Genomic DNA, 22,629 nt, shown 5'->3' on the forward strand with positions numbered 1-22,629 from the left:
TACAACGGACAACGGACAACAGACAACGGACACCCCACAACTAGGCTCGCTGATTTTGCAGATTTACGCAGATTTTCTAAACGCAAACTTGTCACCTTGTAAAGGTCGCATTGACTTGATTACATAGGTTTATGGAGCTACTAATGGGATGCTTACAGCATGACAAGATGGTGGATGTTCTCTGTTATCTGTTATCTGTTCTCGGTTCTCGGTTTTCTGTTCTCGGTTTTCTGTTCTCGGTTCTCGGTTCTCGGTTTTCTGTTTTTCAGTTGTCTGTTCTCAGATTACGGACAACCTACAACCCACAACCCACAACCCACAACCTACAACCTACAACAGACAACTCACAACCCACAACCCACAACCCACAACCTTCAACCTACAACGGACGACGGACGACGGACAACCCACAACCTACAACCTACAACCTACAACCTACAACCTACAACCTACAACCCACAACAGACAACGGACAACAAAAAGCTAAGCACTAATGCTTGTAGAAAATATCCTTCAGAAGTTCTTTGCAATAAGCTAAGGAATAAGAAATAATTGTATCTTTGTCGCCGAACTATTACAAATAATTCCTGTACTAGATCAGGTTTAGCATTATTTTTAAAGACAACACTAAATGGGGTTTCTGAAACGTATTGAAAATGACTATTTTGTGCTATTCTGTTAGTTGTTTTTAACAAGGTCTGGGGCTGTTTTTGTTTTATTGTGGCGTTAATTGTATCTAGTGCATAAAGAATAAAAAAGGTTTTAATTTAAAAATTGATAAAAAAATGGCATCGGGAATATTTGCGTTGTTAGATGATATTGCAGCACTCATGGATGATGTGGCTGTGATGAGTAAGGTTGCTTCTAAAAAAACAGCTGGAATTTTGGGTGATGACTTAGCGGTAAATGCTGAGAAAGCATCGGGTTTTGTATCTTCTAGAGAGATTCCTGTTTTATGGGCAATTACCAAAGGTTCTTTTCTTAACAAGCTTATTATTTTACCACTTGCTTTTTTGTTAAGCTATTTTGTGCCTTGGTTAATTGTACTTATACTTATTCTAGGTGCGGTCTATTTGGCTTATGAAGCTGCTGAAAAAATATATGAATATGTTGTGCCACACCCAAAAGAAGAAAATACAACCGATGATAGTAATCTTTCACCTGAAGCTGTTTTAGCACAGGAAAAAGCCAAAGTAAAATCGGCAATCGTTACAGATTTTATCTTATCGGTAGAAATTGTTATTATCGCTTTAGGTACGGTATTAGAGAAGCCAATCCTGACACAAATAGTTGTGGTTTGTATTATTGCATTCCTTGCTACAGTTGGTGTATATGGTATTGTTGCGGCTATAGTGCGCATGGACGATGTGGGTTTAGTGTTAACTCGAAGAAAAAGTGCTGTGTCACAATTTTTTGGCAATCTTTTGATACAAACACTACCGTTAATAATTAAAGGATTGGCTATTGTTGGTACTTTAGCGCTAATTTTGGTTGCTGGTGGTATTTTTGTGCATAATATTGAAATGGTGCATCATGCTGTGGAGGGACTGCCTGCAATTGTTGGTGAATTTATTGCTGGCGTTGTTGGTGGAATTCTGAGCTTTTTGGTGGTTAAAGGTGGTGGATTGCTTTGGAAAGTAATTAAAAAATAGAGACTATTTTAATGTTTGATTGTTAATATTTTTTTGTGGTGAAATAGGCATGTTGTTTTTCTGATTGACCACACAACCTATAACAGACAACGGACAACCTAAGGTTAATGGGATTCCTCCTTGCGTCGGAATGACAAGAATGGGGTAATGATTGATTGTTATTTTTTTTTTTGTGGTAAAATAGGCATGTTGTTTTTCTGATTGACCACACAACCTATAACAGACAACGGACAACCTAAGGTTAATGAGATTCCTCCTTGCGTCGGAATGACAAGATTGGGGTAATGATTGATTGTTATTTTTTTTTTGTGGTAAAATAGGCATGTTGTTTTTCTGATTGACCACACAACCTATAACAGACAACGGACAACCTAAGGTTAATGGGATTCCTCCTTGCGTCGGAATGACAAGATTGGGGTAATGATTGATTGTTATTTTTTTTTTGTGGTAAAATAGGCATGTTGTTTTTCTGATTGACCACACAACCTATAACAGACAACGGACAACCTAAGGTTAATGGGATTCCTCCTTGCGTCGGAATGACAAGAATGGGGTAATGATTGATTGTTAATGATTAATGGTTGATTGTTAATATTTTTTTGTGGTGAAATAGGCATGTTGTTTTTCTGATTGACCACACAACCTATAACAGACAACCTATAACATACAACCTATAACAGACAACAGTTAACGGACAACAGACAACAGACAACAGACAACAGACAACAGACAACGGACAACGGACATCATCCTCAAAAAAAATAGTATTGATTCGTATATAAAACGCCCTAAAGTAGTATTTTAGGGCGTTTTTTTATTTTATTATTGGCTGTTATTGTTTAACAAACTTATTACTAGAGATCATTACTCCTTCTTTATAGGTTTTAATAAAATAGACTCCTTCTTTTAAAGTTGAAATAGTAATGCTTTTTTCTTTTGATGTGATTATTCTTTTTCCTTGGAGATTATATATTTCTACTGTATCGAAATTATTTTTAGATTGAATATTTATAACTGAAGATGCTGGATTTGGAAAAATTACCAACGAATCTTTATCTTCTAGAGTATTAGCTTTCATTTTACCAAAGCCTAAATCATCTTTAGGATCTAAAACATCTGTACTTTGATATATAATATTGGTAGTTTTAGTTGTTGCGCATCCTGTATTCATATCTGTAACTATAACTGTGTATGGATAGTTACCGTTTTGATTTTTAACAATTCCTATTTGATTGGCTGTACTAATTACTGTACCTGTTGTGGTTGTGCCCTCATACCATTTGTATGTATAATTTCCTGCTGGTAATCCTTTTACTTTTCTAATTGCTGTTTGCCCTGGTTGATTTATTAGGTTTACACCAAAATTAAAGTCGGGTTTCCCTGTTACAATAATTTTTTGAGATTGCTCTAACCAGCTATTATTAGGCCCTGAATTAATGGCTAACTTTACCATATATTCTGTTGTTACTCCTTGTGGAGAGGTAAATGCATATTTTTCTTGCAGATCTATTAATCCAAACGAAGGTAGGATATTGTTCCATTCGAAATGCCAATCTACGCCGTTACCATTTGCATCTATTTTATAAATTCCTAAGAAATAGGCGATATTATCATTATGGTCTAATTGTGTATCTACTGTGCCTTTTGCATCCATCATTAAAGGATCTCCACTACAAACGTGTGCTGGATTCCCCGACAAGGCATTTACACCGTTTAGTGCCAGTGCAATACTACTTTGTGCTAATGGTCCAGACATTGTAACATTATCAATATAAACACTACCACTACCTGATGCACTCATGTATGGAATAAATAATAATTGTGTATAATTTTTTGTTGGTGTAAAAGAAACATTTACTTGATTAGACCAAGTAGAAGAATTGCTACTAATTGTAGATACTATTTGGCTATCATTGGTTGGAAGAACACTATTTATACCGTTATTGTTTATAATATAGGAAGCGGGATCGCCTGTAAAATTGACTGTAGCGCTATTTGTAGCAATAACATAAAATTTACCAAACCCTCCTATTGTTTTATAAAAATAACTTAGATTATAGGTTTGACCAGCTTCCATTGGGTAATACATAAAAAAGGAATCTCCTTTTCTAACATTACTATATAGTGTTTGAGATAATCTCACAAATCGATCTCCATGAGGTGTTGTTCCATAGGGTCCGTTATAAGATTCGTGTATTACTTCTGGTTCTCCAGTATGTGCGTACCAAGAAGGACCTAAATGTAGTTTGGTAAACGACTCACTTCCAAAGCCCCCAACTCCATAATGGGTTTCAAAACTTCCATTAATTAATTCATATGGCCTCTGTGCATTTGCAAATAAACCTACAAAAAGCAAACTTGTAATAACTATTTTTTTCATTATAATATGTTTTATTTATATTACAAAATTAGACCTAACTATGGGATAGATTTCGCGTTATTGAACCTGTTTTATTAAGGTGAAATACCCCTTTTTATAAAAAAATAATTTGTTGTTTGCACTTTAAACATCAAATTTATAGACTAATTTATATTCTACTTGTTAATTGAAAGTAGTTTCTATTGGATTTTTTGTTTGCATGTCTTGCAAAGTGCTAAAGAAGCATTGTCTATTGTTGTTATATTTTCTACGGCATCGGTCATGACGCAATTTTTATTGGGACAATGAGGTAATCCTAAATTGTGTCCTAACTCATGTATTGTGACTTTTTTTATCCTTGTAAAGTGTCTTTTTTTATCTTTATGTTGTAATCTAAAAGAGGAAACAATGCTACTTGTTCCGGGACAGTAGGCAAGCCCCATAATACCCCAATCTTCATATTTATATGTTGGTTGTTTGGTTTTTCCTGTTTTGTCTCTCTTTGTTGTGGAAATGTCTTTATGGGTGAGTCCTAGCACATAATCTATTGAATCGGAGTGTATCTTCTTTTGAATTTTTATGAGACTATCTGCTCTATATCGTGCCGATTTTACTTGTATGAAGGCTTCTTGCGGTAAGTCTATTGCTGGAAGTATAATGGTTTTAACGTTATAAAAATTGGTGATGGTTTGTGCCAATGTGTCTGTTTTCTCTTTTGAAAATCCTTTATAGGGCTGTAATGCAACTAAGGTTGTGTGGCTTACTTTTTTTTGTTGGCAGGCAACTAGGAATAATAATCCCCAAAAAAGGATTTTTCTCATGATTATTTTGATTTTTGTTTGCTTATCTAATTCAAAGCTCGAATTTACTGCATAAAAGTACTAAAAAGAATATTGCTAAAATGCTTATTGTTATGGATAATGCTTTATTTTTTTGAGGCTTTTCTAAAGTGGTTTTTAAAAATTGTAGTGATACAAAATCTTTATTTACCCACTCTTGAGCTTTATATACAAAAACGGCATTAAGGATAAAAAGATGACAGGCTGTTACTATTCTGGCATGAAAAAATTCATTCGAATGCAATGCAACTATATAGGAAGCAACGTGCACAACCAATACAGTAACTTTAGGCAAAAGAAATTTGTTGTCTATTAACAACACTCCCACTAACCAACAACCATAGATTAATTGCAAGGTAACTGGAGCATTATAGCCAAAAATGAGTACTTCTTGATTAGAAGAGAGTGCTGTAGTTGTACCGTTTAAATAATAAACAAAAAGTCCAATGGTTAAAGCTATTGTTGGTACTAAATTATAATAGGCTTTTTTAGAAAGTAACGAAAGTAAAAAACCACCCGATTGAAACAGAAAGAATATTGCAAATGCGATATCGAAAATAAATAGTTCAATTTTAAAAAAAGTATTCAGTTTTAAAGTAATGCATATTAGATTGAATAATGTTTCTAGTATTAATAGTCTTTTAATATCTGATGTTAGATAATTTTTATTAAAAAAAGGAATCAGTAATAAAGGGAAAAGTAAGCTTATAAAAATCTCGCTATAAACACTTTTTTGAACACTATATTGGATGAAAAAACAGTAAAGTAGGCTTAAAACAAAAAAAAGTAAAGTAGTAAAAATTTGGTATTTTATATTTCTAATTGAGGTCATTTTATTTTTTTTAAAGTATGAGATTATAAATCTATTGGTGTTACATTATGAATTACAATGTGACACCAATGATTTGAAGACTTTGTGATTAGAATGTACTGTAAAAAAAAGACTGTATTCTTGTACATTCAAATCACAAAAGACATTACACTATTTTAATATTATTTGAGATTGTAACGTTATGCTTCAACCAGATAGTCGTTAACTATTTCGGAACAAATTAATGCATTTTCCATGCATCTTTCAATTGTTGAGGGTACTGTCCATTTCTGATTGTCATCGTTCACCCATTCTCCTGAAATGAAAACATTATTGGAAAGTGCAGAGGTAATTTGCACATTATTATTATAATTCGGGTTAATTAATTCATTTTCGAATGCCCAGAAATACTTACTTCCATCTTTTTCTGTAACGATTGGTCCAAGATGCCAATGTTTGTATTCTTCGAGAGTGGTTTCTGAATAATGAAGGTATTGTGCTCCTATACCAATATTTAAACGTCCATTTATACAATCTTTATAGTGATCTTGTAATCCCATTTGATACACAAGTTCATCTTCTACCTCATTCAACGTACATTCTATTAGAGGTTTATTATATAGAGCCCCTTTATTTTTTTCGGTCTTTGTAGCTGTAATAGAAATGGTTAGTTTATTGTTATTGAGGAACTTTTTGTTGGCATATTTTTCACTATGATACAATTTATAGCTTAGTCCCCAAGCAGAGTCTGCAATGATTCCAATAGTTTTATCTTTAAATAGTGCTGGAATTTCTTTAAAATGCATTTGAAAACCGTGACTTTTTATATGATTAACCGATACTTTATTTGCTATTTCTGGCAATAGCGATATGACTTGCTTTGGAGGAATTGCGAGTATAAAGACGTCTGCTTCTATTATCTTGTTATTTTTCGAAATAGCGTTTACTGCTGCACCTTCTTTAATAGTCAGTTGCGCTATACCTTCATTAAAATGAAAGTTAACTCCTTTTTCTTTTAAAAAAGCATACCAAGGTTGAATTAATGCATCGGAGATTGGTCCATTGAGAGTGATACTTGTTGTATTTGTTCTATTATATACTTTTTTCTTAGATAGATTTTTATAATTAAATAATAGCAAAAAATCGCTTGTTTTTGTTTTTTCATTCCCACCTATCCATGTGGATAAAATTTTAAGAATAAAATTAGCTAACTCAGGTCTTTTATCAAATTCTAAATAGTCGGACACAGGTTGGTTATAAATGTCTTTTTCTCTCTTTTTTACAGCCAATTTAGACCTAAACCAATAAATGTCCTTTAAAGGTATTCCTGAAAAAAACAGGGCATTTGCCGATTTTACATTGTCTATTAATTGTGCTATTGGGTTGAAGAATTTTCTATTAAAATTCATAAACTTTTGTTCATTTGCCCAATAAAACTGAACATTATTGATTGGTTCAATATTTTTTAAAAGACTACTTCCTTTATATTCAATTTCTTGTAGTGTAGTAATGAAATTAATATTTGAAGCAAACATTTGCCTGTGAGTGAGTTCGGTTGGTAAATCATTTTGAAATGTTCCTTTACATTTTCCTCCCGGTTGGTCCTTTGTTTCATAAACAGTAACCGAATTCCCTTTTTTAATTAGTTCGTGCGCTAATTTGAGTCCTGTTATCCCAGAACCAAAAATTACAATCTTCTTCATTTGTTTATTTTATATGTATGCATACAAAATTAAACAATTCTTGTTAAGACTTAATAAAAATAAGAAAAAAATAATTGACGAAAAGATCTTTTTAATCGTACTTAAACGAATAAAAAAAATTACTATTGTCTTTAACTTTCAGAAACGTTGTTTGTTGAGTCTAAAGACAAGCTTAATAGCATTATCTTTATTTTCCTAAAGCACTAATAATGAATAAAATTAAACCGTTTCTAGTTTGCCTTTTTTTGCCAAAGTAAAACAAAAACAAACACCACTCTCTTTATTTGCTTTCTCTTTTAGGTATATTGTGCCTCCAGTGCGTTCTATTATTGCTTTAACTGTTGCTAATCCTATTCCTGTGCTTTTAGATTCGTTTTTGCATAGGGTTTCGAATAAATCGAATACTTTTTCCCAATATTTTTCTGGTATGCCTGGCCCATCATCTTCATAGACAAAGGAGTATTCTTTTTCATTTTCTTCAAAACTAATTAACACATTACATTCATTTTTATTAGTATGTTTGATGGTGTTGGAAATTAGGTTTTGAAATATTTGTATGAATCCAATTTTAGAATGATGGATCGTTAGATTGCAATTTTGAAGTGTACAATGGACTGGAATTTCTAAATTGCCATTGCTAAGGACATAATGTATTGTAGTCTCTATGTTGAAATTTTCAAATGCAATTTGACTATTGTTTAAATTTGAATATGCTAAAACACCGCTAATTAGGAAGTCCATATAATCTAGTCGAGCATTAATGAGGGTTGTCCAGTTTTCTATCTCTGTATCTTTTATAAGGTCTTTGTAGTCTTCCTTTATGAAACTAATTAAGGTACTTATGCCCCGAATGGGAGTTTTTAGATCATGGGTGAGACGGTGCGCAAAATCATTTAGTTGGCTATTTTTTTTGCTAATTATTTCATTTTTCTCTTCTAATTGTTTGTTTTTTATTCTTAATTCTAATAGTGTCATCACTTGATTTCCTAATGCTACCAAGCTTTCTTTTTGACTTTTTGTGAGGTCTTGTCTTGGCTTGGTGTCTATGACACAAAGTGTCCCTAAAGAATAACCTTCTTTGGTGTTTAGAGGAACACCTGCATAAAATTTCACATTAGGGTCTCCAGTGGTTAATGGGTTATCTTGAAACCGTTTGTCTTTGGTTGCATCTGGAATGATGAATAATTCGTGAGGTCTATTTATTGCATGTGCACAAAAGGCTAAATCTCTTGGAGTTTCTGTTGCTTCGAGTCCATAACGTGATTTGAACCATTGCCTATTGGAATCTATTAAACTTACCAATGCGATTGGTGTTCCGCAAATTGTGGCTGCAATTTTTGTTAACGCGTCATATTCTTCTTCTGGCAAAGTATCTAATATATCATACTCCGTTAAGGCTTTAGAACGTAGGTCTTCATTTTGAGGAATTTGGGGCTTTTCCATATTTGTACTCTTTTATTTATGCTGACAGTTTTGATATTAATGAGCATCGATAATTGTTTTAAAAGAATATAGATACTCTTTCTTATCTCCTGTCTTGAATAAAGTTAACTATTTTTTCTTAATAGTTCCTAAAAAAATTTCAAGATATTAATTACAAATAGCTTTTTATCAACTATTTACAACTAATAAAAATAACAACCACATACAAATACTTTAATTCCTTTGGGTTTTATATAATGATCTCTTGCATGGTCTAATTTGGTAAACAATAACTGGATTTGGTCATTGTGTGCTTTTTTTATGATTAGAAACAAAAAAGACTGCCTTTTCAGGCAGCCTTCATAATACTATTTTCTTTCAATTATTATTTCACAATCGACATTTCATCTACAATGTGTTTTGCTCCTGAGAAATTCTCGATTACCCATAACACATAGCGAATATCAACATTGATTGTTCTTTGTAGATTTTTATCAAAAATAACATCTCCTGCCATCGCTTCGATGTTTCCATCAAATGCTAAACCGATTAATTCTCCTTTACCGTTTAATACAGGTGATCCTGAGTTTCCTCCAGTAATATCATTGTCTGTTAAGAAATTAACGTGTAAAGAACCGTCTTTGTCTGCATAACGACCAAATTCTTTTTTAGCATTCATTTCTAATACTCTTGTTGGCAAATCAAATTCTAAATCTCCTTTTTTGTATTTTTTTACTTGTCCATCTAAGGTTGTATAGTTGTTGATTTTTGCATCATTGCGTTTGTCTGCTGGTAAAGCACGTACTTTTCCATATGTTAAACGCAATGTAGAGTTAGCATCTGGATATTTAATTTCTCCTATTTTAGATTCTCTCAATCCTTCTACTAATAGGCGGAAAGAAGCTTCAAAATCGTTTTGTGCTTTTAATAGCTCGTCACTTTTTAATAAATAGTGTGCTACTAATTCATTACTTAAAACATATAAAGGATCATTTTTTAGTGCTTCTTCTGTTGGTGCATCTAAAAATGCTTTCACCTTTTCAATAGATGTAAAAATACTTGAATCGAAAGTTGCGTTTACATAGTTTGTGAAATCTCCATTGTTTTCTTTAGCTAATTTTTCAACTATGGGAGCAATAGTGTATCCTGCTTTTTTGCTATATAGATTTAACTGAGCTGCTAAAATATCTTTTTCTGCTGGTAGATGTATTTCTTTATGCATAGCAGTAATCATTTCTAAAAGTGCTGGAGCCATTTGTGCTCTTCTTGCTTCATCTGCTTTTACATAATTTTCCAATTGTCTTCCTAAGCTTCTCCCTATTGTTCCAAAAGTTGATGTTCTGAACAATTGCACTAAATAATTGTCGTGTCTTGCTTTTTCATTGGTCATTGCATAATAGGCATTAATTGTAGGTACTACATTACCATATTTTGCTTTGTTTGCAGATTTATTTGCCCATTTGTGAAATTTATCTTCTTGTGCTGCTTTTGTTTTGGCTGTTTCAAATTTTGTTAACGCATCAATCATTCCTTGACGGTTTTTCCAGTAGTTGGCGACACCTGCAAATTTTGAGGCATAAATAAGGTTTAATTCCTCACTTTGCGTCATGTATTTTTTCATGTTGTCCATTCCTGTTTTTGAACCTTCAACCCAAGCTGGATAAGCAAATTTTACGTTTTGCTCAATTCCTCCTGCTGGCATCCAACGATTGGTTCTTCCTGGATAGCCTAAAATCATGGCAAAGTCATTTTCTGTAACACCACCAATGTTTACTGGTAAATGGTGTTTTGGTTGCAAAGGCACATTGCTTGTTGCATATTCTGCTGGGTTTCCATTGGCATCTGCATATACTCTAAACATTGAGAAATCGGCAGTATGACGAGGCCATTCCCAGTTGTCTGTGTCGCCACCAAATTTACCTAGACTCTCTGGTGGTGTTCCCACTAGACGAACGTCTTTATAATCTTGATAAACGAAATAATAATACTCATTTCCTTGAAAAAATGGACGCACCGAAACAGTATATTTTCCACCTTCGTTGTTCTCTTTTTCGATTTTTGCAATTTCTTGGTTAATTGCTTTTTCTCTATCTGCTTCGCTCATACTTGGATTTACAACGGATAGAATTCTTTTAGTGCAGTCGTCCATACGAACAAAGAAGCGAACGAACAAGCTTGATGGTTTCAACTCTTCTGCTCTACTCTTTGCCCAGTAACCGTCTTTGAGGTAGTTTTTTCCTGCCGATGATAATTCTGCAATAGCATCATAACCGCAATGGTGATTAGTTAAAACTAATCCGTCTTTTGAAATCATTTCAGCTGTACAACCACCGTTAAATTGAACGATAGCATCTTTTAAACTATGGTTATTAATGCTATAAATTTCTTCGGCTGTTAATTGCAAGCCCATTTTTTGCATGTCGCGGTGGTTTAATCGTTCAATGAACATTAAGAACCACATACCTTCATCTGCTTTTACCGAAGCTGGCACAAGCATAATGGTTGCGATAAGCGATAATAAAATTTTTTTCATATTAAATAATTCTTTTAGTTGTGCGAAGATAATTTTTTTAAAAAAAATGGGAATGCTCAAGATAAATAAAAACAATATATTTAAGATAATATTAACGTTGTTGGCATCTATTTATTCCCTGATACTTGTAACTTTTTTTTTTGTGATGATAACAAAAGTGTGTGGTTTTACTCTTCTTCTATCAATTCCCATATTCTTTGATTATAATTGTCTTTGGTTATTCCTGTTAGTTTTTCGAGGGTTGCATAATATTTTTCATTTCCTGCTTCGAATGGACCAACATTTAATAGCTCCCAAACTCCTTCAAATCCTTTTTCTTTTTCTATTTTTTTTACCAACAAAGCATTCACAATATAATCGGCACTATTATTATATCCGTTGGTTAGGAAGTTTAATCGTTTTTCTTTTACAGCTTTCCAATCGGTATTTCTATTATTAGCGACTTGTTCTTTAAAGGCTTTAAAAATTTCTTGCCAAGTGAGCCCCCAACTTCCTCCATAAATATAAGCACAACCTTCATCGACAGGTTTGTTTACTTCGCTTCTTGGAACAACTAAACTTAGTCTATCGTGCCACAGATCGTGCGGGTCGAAATGGTTAAAAGTAGCATTATCATTGCCCAAAACAATAATTTTATGATCTTTATCGGTAGCACTCCAAATACTTTCTGCTCTTCCATTATATTCTACTTTATATTGTATGCCTATTAACTTTTGCAGTGCCATTATATTTTCGCAACAATAAAATGTTGTGGTTTTATTTTCTATTTTGAGTTTCTTATCAAAAAAAGAAGTTAATTTGATGTACTCCTTAATTTTAGCATTATTTATAGTGGTTTGATAATGAAATGTAGTGTTTTGTATTGTTTTGGTCTTCCAGTCTTTAGTATTTCTTATGAAGGGTGAAGAAAATAGAAAGGTATTTTCTTTTTTGTGTGCGATTATTTCAAAACTTGCTCTAAGAAATGGTGTTTCATTAGTTATACCAATGTAGGCTATTTGTAAATAGTATGCTTCATTGCTCAATGGGACACAATTTGTTAGATAGGGTTTATAAAAAAAATCATCATTCAATTCTTTATCTTTCTCTACTCCTTTCATTTCATCTAGGAGAAGATATGTAACTACATTTTCAGAATGGAGAATTAATTTATTTTGGTCATTGGGTTGTTCTTTTGCTTTTAAAAACTGATTTAATGAAGTGACTAATTGAGTCGCTACAAGACTATCTTTTGGCATTCGGATGTTGCCATTGATTTTTATGTTGTGCGTTTGTGCGAAAGCTGAAAAAGAAGCAAAAGCAAGTGCTAAAGTGAGTATAGATTTTAAATTCATTTTGTTTTGTTTTTTAGTTGTTTACAAATCTATGCGAATAGCTATACTAAAAAGGTTAATGACTTTTAAATCTTGTTAAGCACTTGTTATTGTTTTACTTATATTTTCTTAATTCTAACAACTTCTTTTTAATTTCTTCTTTTATTCAACTTAAACCGTAAGGCATCTTTAGTAAAAGTCGTATTTTGAACATTTAAATAGTTTAATTCGGAAACAATTTCTGGGCTTTTATGAATATATTGTGCCACAATTTCATACGAGATGTCTCTGATTCTTTTGTTCATTTTATCACTTTTTCCAAACTGCTTTTTTATTACTTGTAAAAATATTCTCTTATTATTGTCGTTTGTTTTGGTATCATAAATAATTTGAATTTCTTGGTCTATTTCTTTTTTCTTTTGTAAAAATTGAAAATAATTAGACAGACATTCTTCCCTTTGAAATCCCTTTTCCCAACCGTCTAATAGTAATTCTTGTGCTTCTTTGGGTGCTTTTATTTTTTCACGCAAAATTTGCGCTGCTTTAACATATTGACCACTAATTACATTATCATCGGCTACTTTATAATAGGCTTTATGTGCTTTTTCTTTGTTGTTTAATTTGACATACATATCCCCTACTTTTTCATAGTTATTCAGTTTTTCATAAAGATCTAGCGCTTTTTTATAAGCTTTTCCTTTTTCAAAACATTCTGCTGCTTTGTTTTCATTTTTCAAATATTTTAAATTAACAGCTGCTGCTTCTAGGTAAAATTCTCCCTCATATAATACATTAGCAGCTGTATAATTATCCTTTAGCAATTTCATATACACATGAGCCGCTTTTTTGTATTCTTTATTCTTGATATATTCTTGTGCTAAATCACGGTATTTTTGTTCTATTCTATTAAAAATACTGGTTTCTAACAAAACATTTGAACCCAAGCCATTATCTGATCTATTAATACTTTCTCCTGAATTACTTAATCTCTTTAATACTTTATACAAGACCAGAGAAATTACAACTGTTGTAAGCATTAAAATTACAAAATCATTACTTCCTAAATAGAATCCAGAAATTAAAGAATATATTACTTTCGTGAGGAGGATTATGAATACTACATCCATAACCTTCTTTTCAAAAGAACGTTTATTTTCCATCTTTGTCTTCATCTTTAAATATATCTTTTTCTATATTGAACAAATCATTAATTAATGATACTATAAAAATTAAAGTCAATATAGAATACCATTTTGTAAGTCCGAAGTTAGCATACATAAAACTAATTAAATAATACAATGAAACCACAAGAATCAAAACCATTAGTACTTTATTTATTGTTGCAGATTTTCCTTTAAAATCGAACTTGGATCGCATCCCTAAACGAATGATGCCACCAATAGAAATTGCAACAAATAGAAAAAGTACAAACTTATTCCCCGTTGAGGATACTAAATAATCATCGGACAGACTTTTTGAATGGGAAATGCTGTAGTTAGCAAAATACTTAATAATGTTAAACAGAATAAAAACCCCTATAACTAACAAAATAATATTCACAATCTTTGAACTTTTTTCGCTCGCATTTTGAGCAATGGGATTGCCTGCATTGTCTGTCCATCCAAAAAAACGAGAAAAAGATTCTTTAAAACTACCTCCAAATTGAAACACTCCAGAATGATCTCCTCTAGCTGTTCCCAATGTATCTAATGGTAAAGCATATTTCATCGCAGCTTCTGGATTTTTATCCATAAACGCTAAAAACTTTTCCATTTCCTTTTTATTACCTGCCATGAGTTTTTTCATATCAAAAGGCAGGTTTTCTAAATATTCTTGTTCAGATATTGGTTCTTCTAAGGCTTTTAAAATAGTTTCTTCATCATATTCTACATGAACTGATTGTAACTGCTTAGGTATAAAAACACTTGGATAAGGTGTTTTTAGTTTCACATTTATCTGACGAATAGGATTTAGAATTTTACCCCAATCAATCGCTTCTTCAAGTTCTATTAAACCCAATTCTGGATGTAAAAAATGAAAATTAGCCCCTAAAATCTTGTTTGCCTCTTCTTTGCTTATAAAAGGGGTAATTGTTGTAAATTCTGGAATAAAAATCTTTTCTTCATAACATTGAATTCTCAAATGTGGATACTCTTTCTTAATTGCCTCAACAGGAAGTATTACCAAACACCCATAGAGTTCGTTTGCCTTTTTACCAGATATTGGATAACATATATAATCACTTATAGCAATTTCCAAGATTTGCAATTGTTGCAACCATACTAGTGGATGGTCTCCTTTAATGAGAATCCCTGAAAGAGGGTACAAATTTTTTCTACACGGTTGCAACGTTAGCTTCATAATCTATAATATGTTGGATAAACGGTTTATAATACTTTTCATGAAAATCTTCTGTTGGGATTGTTTTTAAATTACTTCCTTCTGGCAAAAAATAAGGATTACCTGTAAAATCATTATCTGTTGCCATTGCTGAAGGAAAATTAGCAACAAAAGGAATATACATTTTTGGAATTTGGGTATTACTGCTCTCTAATGTCAAAATTCCATTGTTACAACTGATACTACTTCCATCTTTTGTGATAAAATGAGTCGTTTCGATATAACAAGTTGCTCCTAAGTTTTCTAAATCTGTTTTATATTTTTGTGCCTCTTCATTAGTTATGTTTTCAACAATTACTTTATTGAAATTATCCACCATCATTTTCGCTTCACCTAAACCATAATTAAAATTCTCTTTTAGAAATTTAATTATATTAATTTGATTTTTATTTGCTTTTTTTAATACTAAGGTAACTCTCTTTCCTAAGACCAAAAAGCGATCTAAACGATTACTATAATACTCTATAAATGTGTTGGATTGCAAAGCAAATTTGTTACATTGAACCACATCATTAAAATTATGGTGATATTGATTTACTTCGGTTCTATTCCTCTTAATTCTAACCGTTTTAAGGTTATTCATGACAACATAGGTTTTACTCGTATGTTTAAAATCCTTTACAAACAGATTGTTTTTTAAACTATATTGTTTAAAACAGTCTTTTACAGCTTCATGAGATGTTACTATGCAATCAAAATCATTTGTAATCTTATAGAAAAATTCACCATCCGAAAAATACACGTTTTGTTCTTTTGAAAAGAGTTTTAAATCCAATTCTGTATTAATTGTTATTTCTTTTGAAATAGTTGTCTTTTGCTCCAAATCATAAAAAGACAGTCTTTTTTCTTCAGCTAACCAATTTACCAAAATCATAGCATCCTTTTTATCCTTAAACATTGTAAATTGTCCTTTTGTAAAAGGAATGGAACTCGCTACTTTTTCAAAACCTTTCGTTAAGGGTTGGTCTTGAAAAACAAACAAATTGGAATTAATAAACATATAAAAAATACTTTCATAATGAAAAACAGTATTATAATTGCGCTCTACAGGATACAAAATAGGAATTTCACTTTGACTGTTTGAACGTTTTGCTTTTGCCTTTGCTCTTGGTTTTGGAGGATTACTCCATAATTCCTCTAATGATAGCTGTATCTTTTTAACATGATTACGTGTTCTGTTCTTTATCTTATAAATATCTATAGTTCCCAAAAAATCTGTTGTAATGACGAAGTTTATCTTGTCATACGCTTCATTGATAACATTTAAAAAAGGAACAGACTCAAAACTTTCTGTAGTAGTTATAACAAATAATTCTACTTCATTAAAGGTTTGATACTCCGTTTCTAAAAAAGTTTGCAATCCTTCAGCACCATTTAAAACACTACTCAACTGATTTTGACTATGAATCACCTGAAGAATAGTATCTAATTTTATAGATAAAAAATCATTTCCAAAAGTATATACCACGCACTCTATATCCGTCTTTGGATGTTTAGCAATGGCTAATGCTGTTGCCAAAGCTACTATTTTTGGATTTCCCCAATTTTTTAACGAAACATCGAGCAACAAAACACGTACTTTTTTATTGTCTTGTGGAGGAATTTCTCGTTGAATGTATAAGGCTTCATTATTAGCTAAACGCGACAAAAAAACAAGATCATCATTGGCAAACTCAGACAATAATAGTCTATCAAAATCTCCTTTATTTGTTAAATCAGAAACACCCCCTAGAGGTTGTTGACTTGGTACATTATGATGAAAAGGAATATTTAATCCAGACCAGATGCGTTGTATTAAACTACCTATTTGAAACGTTTTTTCTTCTTGTATTAATTCTTCAATAAAATCAATCGCTTTATTTGATTGAACTGGTTGACTTACAACTTCTTCATCTATTTCTTCAATTTTTTCAGGTTCGGGTAGAACAGTTAAAGCTTTTAATAAAGACTCTTTGGTTGGAAACTTTTGCTTTAATAAAGCAATCGTCCTAAAATCTTTTATAAAATTGGCTTCGTTGAATGGAATTGATCCAATTATTTCTATATAATCACCTGTAATGGCTGCAAATTCACCAATTAGCTTTTTAGCTACTTCACTACCCACTCTATTATGGCATTTTTCAAAAATAGTTTTGAAAAGCAAAATACGATTGTCACCTGTTTTATATTCCTCAGGTAAGCTCGCAAGTATCTTTAAAAAATCAAATGCAGCACCTGTTCGATACAAATTAGCATTAGGGAAAGAGGAAACGGTTTCTTTTGATTTTGCATAATCATATAATGAATTCAAAGTAGCTTCACTATTTGGATTGGTTGCCACAATAGCTAACAACAATGAACCAAAAGGCGGAATACAATCATCCGAAAGTAATTCTAAAACTTCTGTAACATATTCTTTATACGCTATCGATGTACCATCTAAAGATTCAAAAATGTAACGAAAATTATCCGATTCGTCAAAATAGAAATTACATTTCCAAAAGTAGTCTTCGTATTGCTGAAAATATTTTTTAAAATCCATTTTTCTTAATCATTTATCGTTAATCGAAACGAACTAAGGGTTAAAGGTTTACATTCATTGATTGGAAATGACACATAAGTACTATTACTTTGAAACAAAAGCATACAATCATTATTAGGGTTGAGTTCCTTTTTTATCATTGGGAACAAAATTTCGAATTCCAAGGCATAGCCTGTTGGAAACAAACAATTGTCTTTTAACCAATAGGTTTGTCCTTGAACTGGTAATAAAGGCATTCCTAAAAACAAAATGCTGTCTTCAATGATTATCCATTTTAAGTTTTGCAAACGTACTTTAGGTAAAGCTTCAATATATTCTTTAATTTCTTCTATTTTGGTAATAAGACCAAAAGCTTGTTGCTCCACATTACTTTTTACTATCTTGATGTCAATTTTGTCATGAATACCAAAATAATTCATATTATAATTTGGCAAATCAATAGGCAATGCATTCAAAATAGGCATCCATAACAAAGCGGAAGGCAATTTTTTAGAGGGCACTAGTTTATCCTTGCGAAACAACAATTGCTCCTTCAATTCATACACTATAATGTGCGGAATTTGTAGTAACACGGTATCGTTGATTTGTTCAGTAGTAAAGTCTTTAATAAAAACTCTTTCTCCTTCAAAAGCCAATTTCAGGTTGTCCCAATGACGAATTGGAGCCAAATAGTCCAAATGACTTTTTTCTAATTCCACATAGTACATTATGCAAATGTTTTAAGCATTTTCTGCCACAATTGTTCAATTTCCTCTTGAATATACTTCTTTTGTTCTGGATTTTTAATCCAATCGCATCTTGTTTGTACGTAGCGCAATTTATCTTTTATAATATTCTGCTCTTCAAATGACAAAGTACCACTATTCCATTTTTCAGCTAAATATTTCACTTCTTTCATCACTTCTTCAGCATCAGGTACTTTATTGTACATGGCTTGAGGATGTGGCTTTTCACTGGAATCTTTTTCTATAACATGATTTACGATACCTTCTAAAACTTCCATTTGTTCTTCGGTATCCCAAATGTATTTTAATACCCATAAATCAGATAAAATAGCGGTATCTCTACCACAAATAAAAGCACTGGCTGCAATTAAATTTTGAATTTTAACCGCTCTACGATCTGAAACATTGATACCCGCATTACGCAAAGAGTGAATTAAATCGACATATTCTTTACGAATAGGAGCCAAATCTACTTTTCGAGTTGCTGCTTGCAATGCTCTTATCTCATCAGCTTTAATGGTTGGAGTTGTTTCTGCCGTTTTATTCTCTAATTTCCAACCCGCCAAAAGTACTTCGTTCAATAAATCAGGATCCACATAATCACATTTCACGCGAATTAAAAAACGGTCTAACAAGGCATTTAATGCTTCATCTTCGGGCAACAAATTACTCGCTCCCACAAACATTAAGGCTGGTAATTTCTTTGTTTCTTTACCTCTACGGAATATTTTTTCGTTCAAAGCCATCAATAAACTATTCAAAATAGCCGAATTGGCATTGAAAATCTCATCTAAAAAAACCATAGACGCTTCTGGCATCATGGCTTCGGTATTGGTGACTAATTCACCATCTTTTAATTTTCGAATATCAAAAGGTCCAAAAATTTCATTAGGTTCTGTAAAACGGGTTAATAAATATTCGAAGTTTTTACCATCTTCGATACCATTTGATAAGGCTCTTACAATCGCACTCTTTGCAGTACCTGGAGGACCTAACAAAAAGGCATTTTCTCTCGCCAATAAGCTAATACCTAGCAAATCGACTATTTCATTTTTACCAATGAAGGTTTCTTTTATATGTTTTAAAAGGGCGTTTAAAGTATCTAATGTGTTCATTTATATCAATAAATAATTTATAATTCGTTCCAAAAAATCGTTTTAAAATCGCCAAAATTGGCTAAAAGCAAAGGTTTAATTATTTCTAAATTACCTCTGTTTTTATCTTTTTTTTCCACTACTCTATCTAAAAATAATTGGGTCATACAATCGTCTGATAAAACAACGCTATGATCCAAATTTTCTAAGTCCATATCATATCCTATTCCTGAATAGGAAAACTGTTTAAGCTTTTGTTCCAAGACAGGAAGAATTATATCATCTGCATCCATGTGTTGCAATTGCAAAAGCAATAGCGGCAAAAAGCGCAGACACAAATCGGCTGAAAGCATTGCTGATGGTGTAATGGCTTTGCCAAAGTCTGGAAATAACGTACTTATTTTACTAGCGGTATCTTCTCTATTTAAGACCAATTGCGTTGCGAAATAAACTATCTTACTTCCCCATAACGCTGCTGATTCATCAAAATCAGGAGCTTGAAAAGGATAATTGAGTTTCTCTTTTTCATATTCATCCCTTAGAAGTTCAATAACTTCTTTTTCTTCCTCCTTTGAAATATCTAACTTCTTATCATAGATAATCGCATGTTCTCGGGTTCGTAAATGATAAATAGTATCTAAAAAAGGTGTTTTTTTGTCGGTCATTGTTTTTTTTTAATTTAAAATAATTTTGTCTGACACTAATTTCACGAAACATCTATTATTATATAGTCAGTATCTTTTGTTATTTCTTTTCTGTTCGTTAATCAATTTGTCAATCTTTTTATTCCAATAAGTTCCCAAATATGTATTTAAAAGTTTCATAAAATCAGAAATATCTATCAATTCAATACTTGGATTATTTTTCTCAAACTTTCTCGATTCTGAAGAAAACTTTGACGATGTGATTAAAATTCCTTTTGTTGCTTTCCTATCATGCACAACACCTAATAAATTTCTAACATCTCTTATTCCAATTGTCTGTTTTATATATCTTTTGCATTGAATTACAACCTTTTCTTTTTGCCCTAATTCTATTTTTTCAGCATTTACATCAATACCACCATCATAACTAGTTTGTGTTACAAAAACTTTGTAATTCATTCTTTCAAATAAAGCTGCTGTCAAGTACTCAAAATCAACTGGGTCTAAGTTCCAGAATATTTCTTTAGGATGTTTGTAATTAATATATCTTGCTCTGATTATTGTTGCACTATCACTTAGGGCATTTAAACAATTGTCTGGAAGCATCATACAATTCGCTAAAAAATAGGCATCAATTGCTCTTATTGCTTCATTCGGAAAATGAGGTAATAAATCTAAAACCCACGTGAGCCCTTCCCAGACTTCTCCTTTGTTTGTTAAAAATTTTGTCAAAACTCGTCTGTTATACTCTGTTTTTGAATTATTTGAAGCTAAGTATATCTGATCTCCCTTTTTTGAAATTAGATTCTTGACATAGAACTCATCTGAGCCATAAGTACTATTATGAATTAAGAATCTCCGTAAAATTGAACGTATTTCATCATCAGTCCTTTGTTCAATTGTATCAAGATATTCATTCATTAACTCTTCTGTTGGAAAGTAATTATTTGGATATAAGCAATTAAAGTCTTTTGAAATTAATTTATCTAAAAAGTCTGTCAAATTTAAGTCTTTTGCGTATATAATATCATCTAGATTCATCGTCTTTTTTTGCTTTGTTCATATTTCAAAAATTTAAAAACTTAATCCTCCTTCGTAATTTGATCCATTAACTTTAATAAATAAGGCAAACGATAGTCTCCATACATATTTTTTATATGTATTGCCGCTACTTCTTTGTCTAAACCAATTGAAGAAACAAATAGCGGATTTTTACTTTCTCCTCTTAAAATTTCAACTACAGTTTCTTTATTGCTTTGAAAAGATGTTTTTGCAACTCCTATGATAGGAAACTTTTTATCCAATGCTTCATACAAATGTCCACCAAGACCATATTTCCCTTCATTATCCACATATATGTATCCATCAATAATTATAATTCCTATTGCATCTAATGAAACTGTTTGTAAAGCATTTAGAATGCAAGGCAATTCTCTTTTGTAAAAAGAACCTGGTTCATACTCCATCACGTCTTTAGTAATATGAGTTACTACATTACTTGGGTTTTCACTTTGCCAATTTTCAAAAAATAGCAAAACAGTTTTAGCATAATCGGTTTTATAATGGACATCTATGGTTAAAATCATATTGGTTACGGTTAAAAAACAAATATATAATATTATTGTAAATCATTTCGCTCCTCCGGAGCTTGTGTTATCTTGTTATTCCTGTTATAAATAGAACGCTCCTCTGGAGCATCTAAAAACTTTAAAAAACCTTTACCAAAGAAAATCAAGTCAAAGATTACTTCAGTAAAGGCACATCAAGAGTATTTTTATTATTGTTAAGCTAATCACTAAGGACGAATCACTAATCACTCATTCTCAAGACACCAATGTAAAATTTTAGCAATATTCTTGGCATCATCTACACCTCTGTGGTGTGTTCCTTCTAATGGAATATTTAAAATTTCCAACGCTCCGTTCATACCTACTTTTTTATTCAGTCCTTTCACTTCACTAAACCATTCTTTAACGTTGATGTGATGACTTCCCATTGGGTAATTAATTTTCCTAAAAGAACATTGTTTTTTCAGCATGTTCAAATCGTACTGACCGTAACTTGCCCAAGTGTATTGATCGGGTTGGTATTCCCGTTCCAGCATTTCAATAGCATCTTCAAAAGACATTCCTTCCTTATCCAATAATTCTTGCGTAATTGTGGTCAGTTCTGTACAAAACGGACTTACCGTGGAATGTTCTGGTTTAATAAGGATACCTTTATTTTTGGTAATCGCTCCAGAAAGAGTATCTAATTCGCAAATACCTATTTCTATTATTTCATTAACTTGCCCTTTAGGTACAGGACCATTCCAGCAAGTCGCTTCTAAATCTATGATGATTATTTTTTCTGTTGTTTTCATTTTTTATTTTTCATTGCTATAAAGATGGAATCAAATGCTATTGCATTTTTGTTTTTCTCATTCTTTACTTTCATTTCTTCTAATTTTACTTTAGCCATGTGTTTGTGTATGTCATCCAAAAAAGCATTTTTGGCTGGTTTACTCTTACTTTGGCTATTTAAACCTATTATAGTAAATACTAAACTTATTGCCTGTATTATATTTACTATTGCGTGTAACGTATTTTTATTTGTATTCTCTTTTTTCATTAT

General features: G+C 31.8%; 19 protein-coding genes. 1 reads left to right on the forward strand and 18 read right to left on the reverse strand.

Annotation, left to right across the window (positions count from 1 at the left end; translation table 11 throughout):
* Window positions 1-785 precede the first annotated feature (785 nt).
* Window positions 786-1,652 (forward strand): DUF808 domain-containing protein, encoded by an 867-nt coding sequence (locus tag ACZ49Z_RS18715; protein WP_464305821.1) that lies wholly within the window; start codon window positions 786-788, stop codon window positions 1,650-1,652.
* Between the two features lie 3 nt (window positions 1,653-1,655).
* Here the strand turns inward: ACZ49Z_RS18715 and ACZ49Z_RS18720 are convergent, their stop codons facing one another.
* The 18 genes from ACZ49Z_RS18720 to ACZ49Z_RS18805 all read right to left on the reverse strand — a co-directional run bounded on the left by ACZ49Z_RS18720 (window position 1,656) and on the right by ACZ49Z_RS18805 (window position 22,626).
* On the reverse strand, window positions 1,656-1,976 hold the full coding sequence (locus ACZ49Z_RS18720) for a hypothetical protein (RefSeq protein ID WP_464305822.1): 321 nt from the start codon (window positions 1,974-1,976) through the stop codon (window positions 1,656-1,658).
* 508 nt (window positions 1,977-2,484) lie between these two features.
* Window positions 2,485-4,032, reverse strand: coding sequence for a T9SS type A sorting domain-containing protein (locus tag ACZ49Z_RS18725; RefSeq protein ID WP_464305823.1), 1,548 nt, complete (start codon window positions 4,030-4,032; stop codon window positions 2,485-2,487).
* A gap of 179 nt (window positions 4,033-4,211) precedes the next feature.
* The gene (locus ACZ49Z_RS18730; protein WP_464305824.1) at window positions 4,212-4,832 is read right to left on the reverse strand and encodes a matrixin family metalloprotease; all 621 of its coding nucleotides are present in this window, start codon (window positions 4,830-4,832) and stop codon (window positions 4,212-4,214) included.
* A 31-nt stretch (window positions 4,833-4,863) separates the two neighbouring features.
* On the reverse strand, window positions 4,864-5,682 hold the full coding sequence (locus tag ACZ49Z_RS18735) for a hypothetical protein (protein ID WP_464305825.1): 819 nt from the start codon (window positions 5,680-5,682) through the stop codon (window positions 4,864-4,866).
* Window positions 5,683-5,861: 179 nt separating this feature from the next.
* Window positions 5,862-7,364 (reverse strand): FAD-dependent oxidoreductase, encoded by a 1,503-nt coding sequence (locus ACZ49Z_RS18740; RefSeq protein ID WP_464305826.1) that lies wholly within the window; start codon window positions 7,362-7,364, stop codon window positions 5,862-5,864.
* A gap of 219 nt (window positions 7,365-7,583) precedes the next feature.
* Window positions 7,584-8,807, reverse strand: a complete 1,224-nt coding sequence (locus tag ACZ49Z_RS18745) for a sensor histidine kinase (protein ID WP_464305827.1) — start codon at window positions 8,805-8,807, stop codon at window positions 7,584-7,586.
* A 364-nt stretch (window positions 8,808-9,171) separates the two neighbouring features.
* Window positions 9,172-11,319, reverse strand: coding sequence for a S46 family peptidase (locus tag ACZ49Z_RS18750; protein WP_464305828.1), 2,148 nt, complete (start codon window positions 11,317-11,319; stop codon window positions 9,172-9,174).
* A gap of 167 nt (window positions 11,320-11,486) precedes the next feature.
* Window positions 11,487-12,653: a hypothetical protein gene (locus ACZ49Z_RS18755; RefSeq protein WP_464305829.1), complete on the reverse strand. Its 1,167-nt coding sequence runs from the start codon at window positions 12,651-12,653 to the stop codon at window positions 11,487-11,489.
* Between the two features lie 128 nt (window positions 12,654-12,781).
* The gene (locus tag ACZ49Z_RS18760) at window positions 12,782-13,804 is read right to left on the reverse strand and encodes a tetratricopeptide repeat protein (protein ID WP_464305830.1); all 1,023 of its coding nucleotides are present in this window, start codon (window positions 13,802-13,804) and stop codon (window positions 12,782-12,784) included.
* Window positions 13,782-14,993 carry a hypothetical protein gene (locus ACZ49Z_RS18765; RefSeq protein ID WP_464305831.1) on the reverse strand — a complete coding sequence of 404 codons (1,212 nt, stop codon included), beginning with the start codon at window positions 14,991-14,993 and terminating at the stop codon, window positions 13,782-13,784. Before ACZ49Z_RS18765 ends, ACZ49Z_RS18760 begins: the two co-directional genes overlap by 23 nt.
* Window positions 14,968-17,553 carry a ribosomal protein L7/L12 gene (locus ACZ49Z_RS18770; protein ID WP_464305832.1) on the reverse strand — a complete coding sequence of 862 codons (2,586 nt, stop codon included), beginning with the start codon at window positions 17,551-17,553 and terminating at the stop codon, window positions 14,968-14,970. The genes ACZ49Z_RS18765 and ACZ49Z_RS18770 overlap by 26 nt, the downstream gene beginning before the upstream one ends.
* 5 nt (window positions 17,554-17,558) lie before the next feature.
* Entirely contained in the window at window positions 17,559-18,260 is a 702-nt protein-coding gene (locus ACZ49Z_RS18775) for a hypothetical protein (protein ID WP_464305833.1), read from the reverse strand.
* Window positions 18,260-19,393: an AAA family ATPase gene (locus tag ACZ49Z_RS18780; RefSeq protein WP_464305834.1), complete on the reverse strand. Its 1,134-nt coding sequence runs from the start codon at window positions 19,391-19,393 to the stop codon at window positions 18,260-18,262. Before ACZ49Z_RS18780 ends, ACZ49Z_RS18775 begins: the two co-directional genes overlap by 1 nt.
* A 17-nt stretch (window positions 19,394-19,410) precedes the next feature.
* A complete protein-coding gene (locus ACZ49Z_RS18785) occupies window positions 19,411-20,037 on the reverse strand; it encodes a hypothetical protein (RefSeq protein ID WP_464305835.1) in 627 nt (208 codons plus the stop codon).
* A gap of 66 nt (window positions 20,038-20,103) precedes the next feature.
* Entirely contained in the window at window positions 20,104-21,057 is a 954-nt protein-coding gene (locus tag ACZ49Z_RS18790) for a restriction endonuclease (protein ID WP_464305836.1), read from the reverse strand.
* 41 nt (window positions 21,058-21,098) lie between these two features.
* On the reverse strand, window positions 21,099-21,602 hold the full coding sequence (locus ACZ49Z_RS18795; RefSeq protein WP_464305837.1) for an endonuclease V: 504 nt from the start codon (window positions 21,600-21,602) through the stop codon (window positions 21,099-21,101).
* A gap of 227 nt (window positions 21,603-21,829) precedes the next feature.
* Window positions 21,830-22,378 (reverse strand): 3'-5' exonuclease, encoded by a 549-nt coding sequence (locus ACZ49Z_RS18800; protein ID WP_464305838.1) that lies wholly within the window; start codon window positions 22,376-22,378, stop codon window positions 21,830-21,832.
* Window positions 22,375-22,626 (reverse strand): hypothetical protein, encoded by a 252-nt coding sequence (locus ACZ49Z_RS18805; RefSeq protein WP_464305839.1) that lies wholly within the window; start codon window positions 22,624-22,626, stop codon window positions 22,375-22,377. Before ACZ49Z_RS18805 ends, ACZ49Z_RS18800 begins: the two co-directional genes overlap by 4 nt.
* Between the last annotated feature and the right edge of the window lie 3 nt (window positions 22,627-22,629).

Source organism: Flavobacterium sp. KY-23415 (assembly GCF_055384985.1).

Coding starts and splice junctions, on each gene's coding strand:
- ACZ49Z_RS18740 (WP_464305826.1), bottom strand. CDS start 7,364: ATGAAGAAGATTGTAATTTTTGGTTCTGGGATAACAGGACTCAAATTA.
- ACZ49Z_RS18735 (WP_464305825.1), bottom strand. CDS start 5,682: ATGACCTCAATTAGAAATATAAAATACCAAATTTTTACTACTTTACTT.
- ACZ49Z_RS18770 (WP_464305832.1), bottom strand. CDS start 17,553: ATGGATTTTAAAAAATATTTTCAGCAATACGAAGACTACTTTTGGAAA.
- ACZ49Z_RS18755 (WP_464305829.1), bottom strand. CDS start 12,653: ATGAATTTAAAATCTATACTCACTTTAGCACTTGCTTTTGCTTCTTTT.
- ACZ49Z_RS18765 (WP_464305831.1), bottom strand. CDS start 14,993: ATGAAGCTAACGTTGCAACCGTGTAGAAAAAATTTGTACCCTCTTTCA.
- ACZ49Z_RS18730 (WP_464305824.1), bottom strand. CDS start 4,832: ATGAGAAAAATCCTTTTTTGGGGATTATTATTCCTAGTTGCCTGCCAA.
- ACZ49Z_RS18785 (WP_464305835.1), bottom strand. CDS start 20,037: ATGACCGACAAAAAAACACCTTTTTTAGATACTATTTATCATTTACGA.
- ACZ49Z_RS18745 (WP_464305827.1), bottom strand. CDS start 8,807: ATGGAAAAGCCCCAAATTCCTCAAAATGAAGACCTACGTTCTAAAGCC.
- ACZ49Z_RS18780 (WP_464305834.1), bottom strand. CDS start 19,393: ATGAACACATTAGATACTTTAAACGCCCTTTTAAAACATATAAAAGAA.
- ACZ49Z_RS18715 (WP_464305821.1), top strand. CDS start 786: ATGGCATCGGGAATATTTGCGTTGTTAGATGATATTGCAGCACTCATG.
- ACZ49Z_RS18760 (WP_464305830.1), bottom strand. CDS start 13,804: ATGAAGACAAAGATGGAAAATAAACGTTCTTTTGAAAAGAAGGTTATG.
- ACZ49Z_RS18725 (WP_464305823.1), bottom strand. CDS start 4,032: ATGAAAAAAATAGTTATTACAAGTTTGCTTTTTGTAGGTTTATTTGCA.
- ACZ49Z_RS18775 (WP_464305833.1), bottom strand. CDS start 18,260: ATGTACTATGTGGAATTAGAAAAAAGTCATTTGGACTATTTGGCTCCA.
- ACZ49Z_RS18790 (WP_464305836.1), bottom strand. CDS start 21,057: ATGAATCTAGATGATATTATATACGCAAAAGACTTAAATTTGACAGAC.
- ACZ49Z_RS18805 (WP_464305839.1), bottom strand. CDS start 22,626: ATGAAAAAAGAGAATACAAATAAAAATACGTTACACGCAATAGTAAAT.
- ACZ49Z_RS18800 (WP_464305838.1), bottom strand. CDS start 22,378: ATGAAAACAACAGAAAAAATAATCATCATAGATTTAGAAGCGACTTGC.
- ACZ49Z_RS18795 (WP_464305837.1), bottom strand. CDS start 21,602: ATGATTTTAACCATAGATGTCCATTATAAAACCGATTATGCTAAAACT.
- ACZ49Z_RS18720 (WP_464305822.1), bottom strand. CDS start 1,976: ATGCCTATTTTACCACAAAAAAAAAATAACAATCAATCATTACCCCAA.
- ACZ49Z_RS18750 (WP_464305828.1), bottom strand. CDS start 11,319: ATGAAAAAAATTTTATTATCGCTTATCGCAACCATTATGCTTGTGCCA.